Genomic DNA, 15,114 nt, shown 5'->3' with positions numbered 1-15,114 from the left:
AATTTCAAGGTGTAACATTGACTCGAACAAAGTATTTGTATATCTTGCTTGTTATTGCTATGTTTTTATGGGGCTCATCTTGGCCAACATCTAAGATTTTAGTAAATTATACGGATACTTCTATTATTACCTTTTGGCGTTTTTTCTTTGTTGTATTGGGTTCATTTTTTGTTTTAAACTTCTTAAAAATTCCTCTTAAAATCGAAAAAACTGCCTTAAAATGGGTATTGATAGCAGGAGTTTTAAATGGGCTTTATGCCTTTGTATTTTTTATCGCTATAAAGCACGGCTTGGCAGGCAAAGGAGGAGTTTTAGTAACCACTATGATTCCTATTTTTTCTTATTTGATATTTATGATAGCGATATTTTTTCAAAAAAACAAAAAATCAACTCACAAGATCACAAAGAGTGAAATTCTAGGCTTATTTTTAGGTTTATTATCTGGATTTTGTTTGCTAAATTTAGGGAGTTTAGAAGATTTATTTGGTAAATTTAATATTTTATTTTTAACTTGTTCTTTTATTTGGGCTTTGATAGCAGTGTTTAATCATAAAGCCAAAGGAGCTCACCCTTTGGCGATTAACTTTTATATTAATCTCATTTCTGTTTTAATGTTTTCTTGGGTATTGTTTGATGTAAAAAGTTATGAAATTTTTCATTTTGAATTTAAATTTTGGATCAGTATGTTTGTCGTGGCTTTTTTATCAACTATTATAGGAACTAGTATTTATTATTATGGGATTCACATTTTAGGAAGCGTTAAGGCAAATTCTTTTGTTTTAATCACTCCTGCTAGTGCTTTAATTTGCAGTTATTTTATACTAGACGAGGTGCCAAATGCACTTACCTTGTTAGGTTGTGCCTTGGCTATAGGTGCTATATATTTTATCAATATTTATGGTAAAAAAGCTTAGATTAAATTTTCAAAATCAAGATTGATTTTTTGATCCATAGCTTTAAATTTCATTTCTCTTTGTTTATAAAGTTCTAAGGCTTCTTGCATGCTAATGCTTTGAAATTTAAAGCTAGAACCTAACTTAGCTTGTGCGAGTAAGCTTAGATCATTTTCTATAACCGTGGCTATTTTTGTATAGCCTCCTGTGCTTTGTCTTCCTGCCATTAAAATGATAGGAATACCACTTTTTGGCACTTGTATGCTTCCAAAAACTGCAGGATCTGAGATGATATCTGCTGAGTTTTTATGCTCTATACTTTCACTAGATTCTGCATAAATTGCCATTCTATCGCTTTTTAAACCTACTTTATAAGTAGTATTTAAAAAGGTTTCTATGCCTTTTTGGGTAAAAGCATCTTCATTTGTTCCTAAAATAACGCGTATAATAGGCTCTTTAGGGCTTTTAAAAAGAGGGTTTTCACATTCTCTAGCTTCTAAATTAAAAGGTATAAAAGTATTATGAGTATTTAAAATATCATCTTTTTGCAAAGCTCTTCCTTCAAAAACTCCAGCTCCCATTTTAGCATCACTGGATTTAGAGTTTAAAAAACTTTTTACTTCAAAGCCACCCGCTACGCATAAATACCCACGAAAACCTATTTTTGCTAAATCAAGTTCTAAAATATCGCCTTTATTTGCTTGATATACTTTGCAAGTTTTGATTTTTTGATTATCAAGCTTTGCCTCAAATTCAGCTCCACTTAAAACAAAATAATTCTCATCTAAAAATTCGTATTTTCCACCCTTTAAACAAAGCTCAATTCCTGCTTCATCTTGTTTGTTTCCAAGCAAGATATTTGCCATTCTTAAAGCATCTTCATCCATAGCTCCACTTCTTGCTATGCCAAATTTAGCAAATTTTTTTCTACCAAAGTCTTGCAAACTTGAATTTATAGACGCTTCAATGATTTTTATACTCATAAATTTCCTTTTGATAGACTTTTTTAGCAACTTGCTCTTGGATATCGAAAAATTCATCTTTTGAAATGGCTTTAAATTTTAAAAACATACCCGCTTTTAAAAGAGTGGGATTTTTTTCATCTTCTTTATCAAAAAATTCCAAAGGTGTTCTAGCAATGATTTGCCAACCCCCTGGGCTTGATATAGGATAAACTCCTGTTTGTTTATCGGCTATGCCTACGCTTCCAGCTTCTATTTTTGCTCTAGGGCTTGAAAGGCGTGGGGTAAAAAGTCTTTCATCTAAACCTCCAAGATAAGGAAAACCTGCCATAAAACCTAGCATAAAAACAAGATAATAAGGTTTAGTGTGAAGAGATATAAGCTCTTCTTTTGAAATTTGATTGTGTTTGCACACAAATTCTAAATCCAGCCCAAATTCTTCATCATAACAAAGTGGAACTTCTATACAAAGACTTGAGTTTTGCTCCGTAAGTTTGATATCCTTTTTAATTTTTTCCAAAAAATCAAGCAAAGAATTTAAAGAAAGCACGCAAGGATTAAAGTATATCAACAAACTTGCATAAGTACTTACCAACTCATCAATACCATAAATTTCACCTTCTTTTAGGGCTTTTTGTATCCTTTGTTCTGTGCTTAAAACATAGGCATTGATTTGAGGTGAAATTTCTTGCTCAAAACGCAAAAGCAAAGCTTTACTTCCACTAAAATGCACACTAAACATTGCTAAAACTTATATAAAATTTTCCAAAGCACAAATTTGAATTTGCTCTTTTTTTAAATTTTCTTTGATTTTTTTAACAAATTCTAAAGCTTTTGCATTATCCCCATGAACACAAATACTATCGGCTTTTAAATCAATTTCTTTGCCATTTATGCTTGTAACTTTGCTTTCTTTTATCATTTTTATCACGCGTTTGATAGCTAAATTTTCATCGTGTATTAACGCCCCTTCTAATTTTCTTGAAACTAAAGTGCCATCATCATTATAGGCACGATCCGCAAAAACTTCATTAGCATATCTTAAACCCTTTTTCTTAGCTGCTTCATTCATAGCAGAATTACTAAGCCCTAGAAAAATAATATTTTCATCAAAACTCGCCACTGCCTCACAAAGTGCTAAGGCTAAATTTTCATCAATAGCTGCCATATTATAAAGCGCCCCATGGGCTTTACAATGCTGTATTTTCATACCTTTTGCCTTAGCAAAGCCAAATAAAGCTCCTAGTTGATACAAGGCATAGTTTTTAGCCTCTTCAAAGCTTATTTGCATATTGCGTCTTCCAAAACCCAAAAGATCAGGATAAGATGGATGTGCTCCTATGCAAACACCATTTTGCTTGGCTAAATTTAAGGTTTCATCCATCACGCAAGGATCACCCGCATGAAAGCCACAAGCGACATTTACTGAACTTACAAATTTTAAAATTTCTTCATCCATTCCCATTTTATAGGCGCCAAAACTTTCCCCTAAATCACTATTTAAATCCACTTTGAACATTATTTGACCTTGTATATTTAATTATTGATTTTATTATATCTAAAGAAGAATTTTAAATAAACTAAAAGTTTTGAAAAATAAATAAAAAAGTTACAATAAGTAAAAAATGATATTTTAAGCAGGTTAAAACCTGCTTAATTTTTAGTCTTTTCTTGTTTTTGCATCAATTACAAATAAAGGTTTATTAAGAAGTTTAAAATCAGCAATGAAATTTAAAGTCTTATCACTTGTTACCCATTTGATAAATTTACTAGCTTCTGTATAATTTACATTTTTACAATGCTTAGGATTTGTCGCTATAACAGAATAAAAATTTTTAAGACTATCATCGCCTTCATTTACAATAACTAAGTTTGGTTTGCCTTTTTCATTGGCTTCATATTTGATATAAGTACCACGATCGGTTAAAATCACACCTTTTTTTTCTTCAGCGATTTTAATGCTTGCTAACATACCTTGTCCGCTTTGTTGATACCAGCTTTGCTTTTCAGGAACACCACCAAGATTTTTCCAAAGGCTTTTTTCTTTATTGTCAGTGCCTGATTTATCACCTCTTGAGATGAAAGTAAGCTTTTCATTTTTGATAAGTTCTAAGCTTTCTTTTAAATTTTTACCTTTAAATTTAGAAGCTAAAGATTTATCTGCGATGATGATAAAATCATTATACATCACAGGAGTTCTATCTACGCCAAAGTCTTTTTTCATAAATTCTTTTTCAGCCTTTGGAGAATGCACAAAAAGCACATCAGCATTGCAATCTTCACCCATTTTTAAAGCCGCACCTGTTCCTACGGCAACCCATTTTAAGGTATTGCCACTTTCTTTTTCATAAAGAGGTTTTAGAGCATCTAAAAGTCCTGTATTGTCAGTGCTTGTTGTAGTTGCCATTTTAAGTTCTGCTGCACTTGCACTTAAAGCTAAAGCAAGGGCTAAAGAAATGATTTTTTTCATTTTTTTTCCTTATAAATTTACATAAAAAAATATTTTAGCATAATTATGCTAAAATTACTTATTTTAAAAAGGATATTTTTGGATTATATTTTTGATGGTTTTAAACAGGCTTTATTTTTACTTTTCAATGCTGATGAAAGCGTAATTTCAGCTATAAAAACTACACTTTTAAGCTCAAGTATTTCTATAGTTTTAGCTTTGCTTATAGGTTTTCCTTTGGGATTTATCTTAGGCTTTTTTGATTTTAAAATCAAACGCTTTATAAAACTTATCATAGATACTAGCCTCTCTTTTCCAACAGTTGCAGTAGGACTTATACTTTATGCGCTGATTTCAAGTCGAGGACCTTTGGGAGAATTTGGACTACTTTTTACTATAAAGGCTTTAATTTTAGGGCAGTTTATCTTAGCGCTTCCTATAGTGATCGCACTTTTTTCAAATTTGATAGAAAATATGAATAAAAAACATTTTTTACTTATAAAATCTTTTCACCTAAGTCCTTTAAAACTTGTTTTAACGATGATTTATGAATTACGCTTTGCTTTGATTAGCGTCGTTGCACTAGCTTATGGACGCATTGTAGCAGAAGTAGGAGTAGCGATGATAGTAGGTGGAAATATCAAATACGATACTAGAACCATAACCACAGCTATTTCTCTTGAAACAAACAAAGGCGAATTTGCTAGCGGTATAGCTTTGGCTTTGGTTTTAATTCTCATTGCCTTTTGTTTAAATTTCATCACGCACAAACTCAAAAGAACATAAAATGATAGAAATTTCTAATCTTTTTTTCAACTATCAAAACAAAGAAGTTTTAAAAATCAAAAATTTAAAACTTGATACAAGTAAAATTAGCATCTTAATGGGAGCGAATGGAAGTGGAAAATCTACATTTTTAAGAATATTAAAATTTTTAGAAGGAGATTTTTCAAAAAATATTTCTTATTTTGGAAATTTTAAACCTAATAATAAACAAAAGCGTGAAATTTATTTGCTTTTTCCAGAGCCTATTTTGTTAAATCGTAGTGTAAGGGCAAATTTTTTATTTACCTTAAAAACTTATGGGATTAAAGAAGATATTGAAGAACGCATAAAAGAAAGTTTGATGTTTTTAAATTTAGATGAAAGTCTTTTAAGTAAACATCCTAATGAACTTTCATCAGGACAAAGTCAAAAAATAGCTTTTGCTATAGCTTTAAGCGTAAGAGCGAAGTATTATTTACTTGATGAACCAAGTGCTTTTTTGGATAAAAATACTACACTTTTATTTAAAAAAGCTATTCTTAAAATGCATGAAAATTTCAATACAGGTTTTTTAATCGCAAGTCATGATAAACATTTTTTAGATTCTTTGGCGCAAAAAAAGCTTTATTTACACAGTGGAGAAATTTTAGAATTTGAAAATACTAATGTTTTTGAACTAGAAAATCAAGGTGTGAAATTTTGTAATTTTATAGATTTTAGTAATTGTAAAAAATATAAAGATTTTAAAAAACCTCCAAGTAAAATTGCGATTGATCCTTATAAAATTTCTTTTTTTAATTCTAAAAATATCCCAAAAAATAATTATGATTTTATTTTAGAAAAATGTTATATTATAGCACTTAGAAGTAGGAAAAGTGATGTTTTTATAAGGGTAAGTTGTATGGATAAAATTTTAGAATTTGCCTTAGAAAAACAAGAATTTTTAAAATTCGATTTAAAATTATACGAAGAACTCAGTCTTTATTTTTATGAAGATGCAATATGTTTCTTAAATTAACATACATTATAAAATTTAAATAAAATATTACAAATATTCCCATTTTTTATAAAATTTATATTAATTATTTTTTAAATTTGTATTTAATACAAATAAACTCTTATATAATGTTTAAAAATAACCATATAAGGAGTTTTTATGCTTAATCAAAATAATCAAGAGCTTTTTAAGCCAAGTAAAGAATTTTCTCGTAATGCTCGTATAAAAAATTTATGTGAATACTATGATTTATGCGATGAAGCCAAGGAAGGTTTTGAAGGTTTTTGGAAAAGACAAGCACTTGAGAAGATCGAGTGGTTTTCGCCTTTTTCAAGAGTGTTAAATGAGGATAAAGCTCCATTTTATAAATGGTTTGAAGGTGGAACTTTAAATGTAAGTTATCAATGTCTTGATCGTCATATGAAAACAAGACGCAATAAAGCTGCTTTGATTTTTGAAGGTGAAATGGGAGATTATGAAGTTTATACTTATAGAAGATTATTGCATGAAACTTGCAAGGCGGCCAATTTGCTTAAAAAATTCGGAGTAAAAAAAGGCGATAGGGTTGTAATTTATATGCCTATGATTCCAGAAACAGCTATAGTAATGTTAGCTTGCGCAAGGATTGGGGCTATTCATAGTGTAGTATTTGGAGGGTTTTCTCCTGAAGCCTTAAGAGATAGAATTATAGATGCAGGAGCTAAACTTGTAGTAACGGCTGATGGTGCTTTTCGTCGTGGCAAACCTTATATGTTAAAACCTGCAGTAGATAAGGCTTTAAGTGAAGGGTGTGAAAGTGTAGAAAAAGTACTTATAGTTATACGCAATAATGAGCCTATAGAATATATTAAAGGAAGGGACTATGTTTATAACGAACTTGTGAAAAATGAGTCTTATAAGTGTGAACCCGAAATTATGGATAGTGAGGATTTGTTGTTTTTGCTTTACACTTCAGGATCAACAGGCAAGCCAAAAGGAGTTATGCATGCAAGTGCAGGATATATACTTTGGGCACAAATGACTATGGAATGGGTTTTTGATATTAAAGATTATGATAATTATTGGTGTAGTGCTGATGTGGGTTGGATTACAGGACATACTTATGTAGTTTATGGGCCTTTAGCATGTGGAGCAACGACTATAATGCATGAAGGAACTCCTACTTATCCAAATTCTGGGCGTTGGTGGAGAATGATAGAAGAGTATCAAATAAGCAAATTCTACACTTCGCCAACTGCCATAAGAATGCTTCATGCTGATGCACCTAATGAGCCAAGAAAATATGATTTAAGTACGCTTGAAGTGCTTGGAACGGTTGGAGAGCCTATCAATCCTAGTGCTTGGAAGTGGTTTTATGATGAAATAGGGGGAACTAAAAGTCCTATAGTCGATACTTGGTGGCAAACAGAAACAGGTGGGCATATGATCACGCCTTTACCAGGCGCCACTCCTTTAAAACCAGGTTGTGCCACCTTGCCTTTGCCAGGGATTTTTGCAGAAGTTATTGATGAAGAAGGCAATAAAAAAGATGAAGGTGAAGATGGGTTGCTTTGTATAACTAAACCTTGGCCTTCGATGATTCGTGGAATTTGGGGCAATGATGAACGCTATATAGAAAGTTATTTTTCTCAAGCTAAAAAAGATGGAAAAGCTGTATATTTTAGTGGCGATGGTGCTTTTTATGATAAAAATGGTTATATTACCATCACAGGAAGAACAGATGATGTGGTTAATGTTGCAGGACATCGTATAGGAACGGCTGAAATTGAAAGCGCTATTGCTAAACATCCAAGTGTAGCAGAATCAGCTGTAGTGAGTATTTTGGATACGATTAAGGGCGAGTCATTGTTTGCTTTTGTGGTTTTAAGTCCTGCATCCAGTTGTGATCTTGGCGGAGCTATAGAAACTTTAAAAGAACTTAATGACATTTTAAGAGTAGAAATAGGACCTATAGCTAAAATAGAAAAAATTCTTTATACTCCAGATTTGCCAAAAACTAGAAGTGGTAAAATAATGAGAAGAATTTTAAGAACTATAGCAAGAGGTGAAGAAATCAAACAGGATATTTCAACACTTGAAGATTCTAAAGTAGTAGAAACCATTGTTAAATTAGCTAAGGCAGAGTTTGAATAACAAGGTAAAAAGAACTTTGCCTAGTTGCATGAAAATTCATAAAAATAAGCTATAATGATAAAAAAATAAAAGGAAATTTTTATGCTTCAAACTTGTATTTTCCCTGCGGCAGGTTATGGGACGAGATTTTTACCTGCAACAAAAACTTTACCTAAAGAGATGTTACCTATCTTAACCAAGCCTTTGATCCATTATGGAGTTGATGAAGCTTTAGAAGCAGGAATGGAAAATATGGGATTTGTCACAGGGCGTGGAAAAAGAGCTTTGGAGGATTATTTTGATATTTCTTATGAACTTGAACATCAAATTTCAGGTACAAAAAAAGAATACTTACTTGATGAAATTCGCTCTTTGATCAATCGTTGTACCTTTACTTTTACAAGACAAAATCAAATGAAAGGCTTAGGTGATGCGGTTTTAAAAGGTAGACCTTTGGTTGGCGATGAAGCTTTTGGCGTAATTTTGGCTGATGATTTGTGTGTTAATGAAGAAGGCTTAAATGTTATGGCTCAAATGGTAAAAATTTATGAAAAATATCGCTGCACCATCATAGCTGTGATGGAAGTACCAAAAGAGCAAGTTTCAAACTATGGAGTAATTTCTGGAAATTTTGTAGAAGAAAATCTTATCATGGTTAATTCTATGATAGAAAAACCAAGTCCTGATGAAGCTCCAAGTAATCTTGCTATCATAGGAAGATATATTTTAACTCCTGATATTTTTGGAATTTTAGAAAATACTAAAGCGGGAAAAAATGGTGAAGTCCAACTTACCGATGCGCTTTTAACTCAAGCAACTAATGGTATGGTTTTAGCTTATAAATTTCAAGGAAAACGCTTTGATTGTGGAAGTGTAGAAGGCTTTGTAGAAGCGACAAATTATTTTTACGAGAAAAGTAAATGTTAAACAATACACTTTTTTTTAAGCAAAGTGAAATTCACACTATAAGTTCTTATGCAAATCGTATTAATGATGAGGTAAAAAGTGGAGATATAGGGTATTATCATCTTATTGATACAAGTTTGAATTTAATCGATGAGAGTTTGGCTTTTATCAAAGACAAAGAACACATAAAAAATATCGTTTTAGTGGGAATGGGTGGTTCAAGTTGTGGTGTAAAAGCCTTGCGTGATATGCTTTTTAATGAAAAAAGCAACCAAAGAGAACTTTTTATACTCGATAACACAAGTTCACATTCTTTTAATAAGACTTTAGAAAAAATCAAGCTTGAGGAAAGTTTGTTTTTAATCATCAGCAAAACAGGTAGTACTATAGAAGTTGTATCGCTTTTTAAACTTCTTATTGAACATTTTAAACTTGATATGCAAGAATTAAAAAAATACTTTGTTTTTATTACCGATAAGGATTCAAAACTTCATCAAGAAGGTGAAAATTTAGGTATTAAATGCTTTTTTATCCCTGCAAATGTAGGAGGTCGTTTTAGCATACTTTCAGCCGTAGGTATAGTTCCGCTTTGTTTTTGTGGCTATAATGCCAAAGCTCTTTTAGAAGGAGCTAAAGCTTGTTTTGAAGATTTTTTTACTCATAAAAAAGATGAAATTTTACAAAAAGCCTATCATTATTGCACACACAAAAATGCCAATATCAATGTACTTTTTTCATATAGTGATGCTTTTAAAGGCTTTAATGAATGGTATATCCAGCTTATTGCTGAAAGTTTAGGTAAAAAGCAAGGCTATAAACGTATAGGTTTAACTCCTATTGCACTCATTGGAGCAAGAGATCAGCATAGTTTTTTACAACTCATTATGGATGGACCTAAAAATAAAACTGTAACTTTTTTAAAAATCAAAGACGCTCAAAAAGCACCTATTATCCCTGATATTCATTTTAAATTTTTAGATTCTTTAAGTAATAAAGTCAATCTTCACGAACTTTTAAACGCTCAATGTAATGCAACTATGCACGCTTTAATCGCTGAAAATTTGAGTGTTGATGTGATAGAACTTGAAAAACTTGATGCTTGGCATGCGGGATATTTGATGTATTATTATGAACTTTTTACTTCAACTTGCGGTGTTATGCTAGGGATTAACACCTATGATCAACCTGGTGTGGAAGTTGGAAAGTTGATCTTAAAAAATATATTAAATTCTTAATCAAAATTCATTAAAAAAGAGTATAATAATTTTAAGTTAAAATTATAATAAAAATTTTTAATTAATAATAATTATTATTTAAGAATTTTATGTTATAATTTTAAAAATTAAAAAAAGGAGTCAATCATGTCAGTTACAAAACAATTATTACAAATGCAAGCAGATGCTCATCATCTATGGGTTAAATTTCATAATTATCACTGGAATGTAAAAGGTTTGCAATTTTTTTCTATACACGAGTACACAGAAAAAGCTTATGAAGAAATGGCAGAACTTTTTGATAGTTGTGCTGAAAGAGTTTTACAACTTGGCGAAAAAGCTATCACTTGCCAAAAAGTTTTAATGGAAAATGCAAAAAGTCCAAAAGTTGCAAAAGATTGCTTTACTCCGCTTGAAGTCATAGAACTGATCAAACAAGATTATGAATATCTTTTAGCAGAATTTAAAAAACTCAATGAAGCAGCAGAAAAAGAAAGTGATACCACAACAGCTGCTTTTGCGCAAGAAAATATTGCAAAATATGAAAAAAGTCTTTGGATGATAGGTGCTACTTTACAGGGTGCTTGCAAAATGTAATTTAAGGGGCTTTATGCCCCAATTATACAAACTAGGTTATAATATCCTTTTTTAAAGGATAAAATTGAAAGTACTTAATTTTTTTTATGAAAATCACCCTAAATTTGAAGTAAGTTATGAAAGAAAAAATCAAATTTCAAAACCAAATATTATCATAAAAGGCCCACGATTTTGTGGTAAAAAAACACTTATTTTTAATTTTTTATCTCAATTTAAAGCAAGTGAAATTTTGTTTTTAGATTTATATGATACACGCTTTGAAAAACAAAGTTTAGAAAGACTTGCTGATTTTCTGAATGAAAATTTACAAATTAAAATTCTTTGCCTTTATAATTTGGATTTTATCCCTAATTTAGAAAAAATTAAAATTCCCATCATCTTAAGTACAAATATAAAAGATTTAAATATAAATGGGTTTGAAGAGCTTGAACTTGATTATTTTGATTTTGAAGAATTTATTAGTGTAAGTAAGAAAAATTTACCTATAAATAATTTAGTAGGTCTTTTTTTACAAAGTGGACGCAGTAAATTTGGAGAAAAAAACATACTTCTAAGACAAAGCTTTACTCTTTTAGAATTAGAAATTTTAAAGTATTTAGCTTTAAATTTGGGTCAGCAAATCAGTATTTCTAAGATATTTATAGAACTTAAAAAAAGATTAAAAACTTCAAAAGATAGTGTTTATCAAGCTATAAAAAAATTAGAAAATACTTATGTGATCTATACTTTAAAACATGATGAAAAAAAACTTCAAAAGATTTATTTTAAAGATTTTGGCCTAAGAAATAATCTTTGTATTTCAAAGGATTTTTCGCATTTATTTGAAAATTTAGTTTTAAGCGAGTTGTTTAAATTTAAAGAAGATTTTTTTTATAACAAATACTTTAACTTTTATAGCCAAATATCTAAAATTGCTTATATTTCAAGTCCAACTTTAGATATTGATTTGATTAAATTACGTACTAAGAAAATTTTACCAAAGGCTTTAGAACTTGGAATTTTTCATGTGATTTTTATCACTCTTTCAAGCGAGGATAGTTTTTTTGAGCAAGGGGTTAAATTTGAAGTCATATCTTTTGATAAATTTTCACTTGGATTTTAGGTGTTATTTGAGTTTGTATCGTATTTTTCAAGGTTGTATCGTTTGATGATTTTTGTAATAAGATTGATATAATATCCCTTGCGTTCAGAATAAGAATCTAAAGTTTTAATAGCCTCTAGTCCTGTTATCTCTTTGCCTTCGCTTGCAAATTTAGCTCTTGCATCGCGAAACTTTTCATAAGCAAAATGACGATTTAAATTTAAAACATAAGAGTAAACACTATCTTGCAGACTATCAAAAATCTTAATTTTATGTTTTTTATCTGGATGTCTTAAATCAGGAATTAAACCTTTCTCACCCCAAGTCCATTCTCCAAAAAGATTATTTGCTTCTCTTGCGAAGCGACTTGTACCTGTAGCACTTTCAACTAAAGCTTGGGCTATACCCATGGATTTTGGAATTTTTTGAATACGTTTTTTATATTCTGCAAAATCATAAAGATTTTCAATGCGATATTTGTTTTTTATCGTGATAAGTTTTTCAAGATTTGTTTGATTTGAAGTCCTAAAGCCTGTTTTGTAAGCATCTTTAAAAAAGGCTTCAATAAAAGCTCTTTCTTGTTCAATTTTTTTAAAGCTTTGATCAAACATTTCATTCATTTTTATAAAAAAAATTTGTCTTTTTTGATCTATATCAAGTTTGTAATATTCCTCTCCAAAGCCATTTTTTAGATCATCAGCAAAAAGTGGGATTAGAAAAAGACTAAGAAAAATTATAATTGGCTTCAAAACAATACTTTACCTTTCCTTCAAAAAACAATTCTTCATTTTTATATGTAAACCCAACCTCTTCACCACTTTTAGGAGTTATTTTAACTTTATTTTGTACTTTTTTATTTAAAAATGCCAGATAAAAACAAGCCCCCATTCCTGTGCCACAAGCTAAGGTTTCATCTTCAACTCCGCGTTCATAGGTACGAACTTTTAAATGATTTTCATCTAAAATTTTTACAAAATTAACATTGGCATTATATTTTTGTCTCATTTTTTGACAAAGTATTGTATCAAATTCATCTAAATTTTGACAAAAATGCACTAGATGTGGAACTCCAGTGTCGCAAAGTTGCCAAGTTTTTCCTAATTCTTCAAAAGTATTTTGCACGCTTTTTATTTTGCCTAAAGATACTTCAACTTTATCTTGATTTACCTTTGCTTTTATTATTCCTGCACCGGTTAAAAAACTCATGTTAGGATTTATTTTGTTAATATGATGTGCAAAATGTGCCGCAGCCCTTGAGCCATTGCCACACATAGCAGCCCTTGAGCCATCGTTATTATAAAATTCCCATTCAAAGTCGTATTTTTCATGAGGCAATATCACGATAAAGCCATCCCCACCTATGCCCTCATAACGATTGCAAAGTTCTTTAGCTAAAGCACTTCTATCTTCTTTTCTATCAGCATTTGTTATGACAAAATCATTCCCACTTGCACAATATTTATAAAATTTCACATTTTTCCTTTAGAAATTTCTTGTATTACTTTAACACATTCTTGCCTAAAATCGACATAAGAATTAGTATTTTTAATGATAAAATCTGCTTTTTTAAGTTTTTCTTCAATATCTATTTGAGAATCAAGTCTCACTTTTGCAGCTTCTAAGCTGAGCTTATCTCTTTGCATGATTCTTTTAAGGCTTAATTCTTTAGGTGTGTAAATTACAATGACTTTGCCTAAATTTTCATAAGCACCGCTTTCAAAAAAAAGAGGAATTTCTACAAAAAAAGCTTTATTTTCTTTATCTAGAATTTGCATTTGTTCTAAAATTTTAGCTCGAATTTTAGGATGAGTGAAATTTTCTAAGGTTTTTTTAGCTTCTTTGTTGTTAAAAACAATTTCTCCAAGGATTTTTCTATCGATTTTCTTTTCTTTTGTGAGTAAATTTTTTAAGTTAAAGGGAGAAAAAATCTTTTCAAGTTCTAAAGCATTTTCATCTAAAATTTTATGAGCAATTTTATCTGCGCTAATGCTTTTAAAGCCTAAAGAATTCGCTATTTCTATAAAAGTGCTTTTACCACAAGCAATTGAAGCGGTTACAAAAAAAGCATTTTTCATCTTATGCCTTATTAAAACTTTTTTCGTTAAAATACCTTTTTAGTTCTTAAAGGAAAATAAATGAAAATTTCATATGAAGATGCAGGCGTAAGTATAGATAATGGAAATGCCTTTGTAGAGGCTATAAAACCTTTGGTTAAAGAAACTTTTAATGATAATGTTGTAGGCGGAATTGGTTCTTTTGCTGGTGCTTTTAGAATGCCAAGCGGTTTTAAAAAGCCTGTGATTTTAGGTGCAACAGATGGAGTTGGTACCAAGCTTCGCTTGGCAATTGATGCTAAAAAATATGATACTATAGGACAAGATTTAGTAGCAATGTGCGTGAATGATTTGATTTGTAATTTTGCTACGCCTTTGTTTTTTCTAGATTATTATGCTACAGCTAAACTTGAAGTAGAAGTAGCAAAGGCTGTTGTATCAGGCATTGCCAAGGGATGTAAGATGGCAAATTGTGCATTAATCGGCGGAGAAACTGCTGAAATGCCTGGAATGTATGCAAAAGATGATTTTGATCTTGCGGGTTTTGCAGTGGGTATGGCTGAAGAAGATGAGATCGATAGAAGTAAATTTGTTAAAAATGGTGATATTTTATTGGCACTTCCTAGTTCAGGACTTCATTCAAATGGTTATTCTTTAGCTAGAAAAGTACTTTTTGAAAGTTTAAAATTAAAATTTGATGACAAGATAGAGGATAAAAATTTAATTGATATTTTATTAGAGCCTACAAGGATTTATGTGCGTGATTTTCTTACATTAAAGCCTTATATTAGTGCTCTAGCTCATATTACAGGGGGTGGTTTAGTAGAAAATTTACCACGCGTTTTGCCTCGTGGCATGGGTGCAACTATACGCAAACACCATCTTAAAACTCCTGAAATTTTTTATATTATAGGACAGGCTGTAGAAGAAAGCGAAATGTATAGAAGCTTTAACATGGGAGTGGGTTTAGTAATGGTTGTAGATCCTTCTAATGTAAGTAAGGTTTTAGAAAATTCAGATGCCTTTATTATCGGCGAAATTTGCATTAATGAAGGTATTGTTTTAGAATGAAAATAAAGCGTCA

At 30.6% G+C, this 15,114-nt stretch carries 16 protein-coding genes; 9 read left to right on the top strand and 7 right to left on the bottom strand.

Annotated elements, in window-relative coordinates; genetic code table 11:
- Positions 1–17 precede the first annotated feature (17 nt).
- The gene (locus AJ882_RS02160) at positions 18–914 is read left to right on the top strand and encodes a DMT family transporter (protein ID WP_002867873.1); all 897 of its coding nucleotides are present in this window, start codon (positions 18–20) and stop codon (positions 912–914) included.
- On the opposite strand, the gene AJ882_RS02155 is transcribed toward AJ882_RS02160, so the two are convergent.
- The 4 genes from AJ882_RS02155 to tupA all read right to left on the bottom strand — a co-directional run bounded on the left by AJ882_RS02155 (position 911) and on the right by tupA (position 4,325).
- Positions 911–1,876 (bottom strand): biotin-dependent carboxyltransferase family protein, encoded by a 966-nt coding sequence (locus tag AJ882_RS02155; protein ID WP_002858255.1) that lies wholly within the window; start codon positions 1,874–1,876, stop codon positions 911–913. The two genes, AJ882_RS02160 and AJ882_RS02155, sit on opposite strands and share 4 nt — an antisense overlap.
- Positions 1,857–2,597 carry a 5-oxoprolinase subunit PxpB gene (gene pxpB / locus AJ882_RS02150; protein ID WP_002867874.1) on the bottom strand — a complete coding sequence of 247 codons (741 nt, stop codon included), beginning with the start codon at positions 2,595–2,597 and terminating at the stop codon, positions 1,857–1,859. Before pxpB ends, AJ882_RS02155 begins: the two co-directional genes overlap by 20 nt.
- Before the next feature lie 9 nt (positions 2,598–2,606).
- Positions 2,607–3,374 (bottom strand): LamB/YcsF family protein, encoded by a 768-nt coding sequence (locus AJ882_RS02145; protein WP_002860678.1) that lies wholly within the window; start codon positions 3,372–3,374, stop codon positions 2,607–2,609.
- 141 nt (positions 3,375–3,515) lie between these two features.
- Positions 3,516–4,325, bottom strand: a complete 810-nt coding sequence (gene tupA, locus AJ882_RS02140) for a tungstate ABC transporter substrate-binding protein TupA (protein WP_002867875.1) — start codon at positions 4,323–4,325, stop codon at positions 3,516–3,518.
- Positions 4,326–4,403: 78 nt separating this feature from the next.
- Between tupA and tupB the strand changes: the two genes are divergently transcribed.
- From tupB to AJ882_RS02105, 7 genes are all read left to right on the top strand, one after another.
- Positions 4,404–5,090: a tungstate ABC transporter permease TupB gene (gene tupB, locus AJ882_RS02135; protein ID WP_002867876.1), complete on the top strand. Its 687-nt coding sequence runs from the start codon at positions 4,404–4,406 to the stop codon at positions 5,088–5,090.
- Between the two features lies 1 nt (position 5,091).
- On the top strand, positions 5,092–6,087 hold the full coding sequence (gene tupC / locus AJ882_RS02130) for a tungstate ABC transporter ATP-binding protein TupC (RefSeq protein ID WP_002867877.1): 996 nt from the start codon (positions 5,092–5,094) through the stop codon (positions 6,085–6,087).
- A 138-nt stretch (positions 6,088–6,225) separates the two neighbouring features.
- The gene (acs, locus tag AJ882_RS02125; protein ID WP_002867878.1) at positions 6,226–8,199 is read left to right on the top strand and encodes an acetate--CoA ligase; all 1,974 of its coding nucleotides are present in this window, start codon (positions 6,226–6,228) and stop codon (positions 8,197–8,199) included.
- Between the two features lie 81 nt (positions 8,200–8,280).
- On the top strand, positions 8,281–9,105 hold the full coding sequence (galU, locus tag AJ882_RS02120) for a UTP--glucose-1-phosphate uridylyltransferase GalU (protein WP_002860681.1): 825 nt from the start codon (positions 8,281–8,283) through the stop codon (positions 9,103–9,105).
- Positions 9,099–10,319, top strand: a complete 1,221-nt coding sequence (locus tag AJ882_RS02115) for a glucose-6-phosphate isomerase (RefSeq protein ID WP_002860682.1) — start codon at positions 9,099–9,101, stop codon at positions 10,317–10,319. Before galU ends, AJ882_RS02115 begins: the two co-directional genes overlap by 7 nt.
- Before the next feature lie 126 nt (positions 10,320–10,445).
- A complete protein-coding gene (locus tag AJ882_RS02110; protein WP_002851546.1) occupies positions 10,446–10,895 on the top strand; it encodes a Dps family protein in 450 nt (149 codons plus the stop codon).
- Positions 10,896–10,959: 64 nt separating this feature from the next.
- Positions 10,960–11,997: a DUF4143 domain-containing protein gene (locus AJ882_RS02105; RefSeq protein WP_002867217.1), complete on the top strand. Its 1,038-nt coding sequence runs from the start codon at positions 10,960–10,962 to the stop codon at positions 11,995–11,997.
- Here the strand turns inward: AJ882_RS02105 and AJ882_RS02100 are convergent.
- Genes AJ882_RS02100 through coaE form a run of 3 tightly spaced genes read right to left on the bottom strand, consistent with a single transcriptional unit; the run spans position 11,994 to position 14,051 of the window.
- The gene (locus tag AJ882_RS02100) at positions 11,994–12,725 is read right to left on the bottom strand and encodes a glucosaminidase domain-containing protein (RefSeq protein ID WP_002855377.1); all 732 of its coding nucleotides are present in this window, start codon (positions 12,723–12,725) and stop codon (positions 11,994–11,996) included. The two genes, AJ882_RS02105 and AJ882_RS02100, sit on opposite strands and share 4 nt — an antisense overlap.
- Entirely contained in the window at positions 12,700–13,449 is a 750-nt protein-coding gene (gene dapF / locus AJ882_RS02095; protein ID WP_002867218.1) for a diaminopimelate epimerase, read from the bottom strand. The genes AJ882_RS02100 and dapF overlap by 26 nt, the downstream gene beginning before the upstream one ends.
- A complete protein-coding gene (coaE, locus tag AJ882_RS02090; RefSeq protein ID WP_002860686.1) occupies positions 13,446–14,051 on the bottom strand; it encodes a dephospho-CoA kinase in 606 nt (201 codons plus the stop codon). The genes dapF and coaE overlap by 4 nt, the downstream gene beginning before the upstream one ends.
- Positions 14,052–14,111: 60 nt before the next feature.
- Here coaE and purM point away from each other — a divergent pair, with 60 nt between their 5' ends.
- Positions 14,112–15,101 carry a phosphoribosylformylglycinamidine cyclo-ligase gene (purM, locus tag AJ882_RS02085; RefSeq protein WP_002867219.1) on the top strand — a complete coding sequence of 330 codons (990 nt, stop codon included), beginning with the start codon at positions 14,112–14,114 and terminating at the stop codon, positions 15,099–15,101.
- The last annotated feature ends 13 nt before the right edge of the window (positions 15,102–15,114 follow it).

This window comes from Campylobacter sp. BCW_6461 (assembly GCF_001762735.1).
GTDB classification, from domain to species: Bacteria; Campylobacterota; Campylobacteria; order Campylobacterales; family Campylobacteraceae; genus Campylobacter_D; species Campylobacter_D jejuni.
Note: the sequence above shows the minus strand (reverse complement) of the source record. Positions and strands in the feature narration are given on the sequence as shown.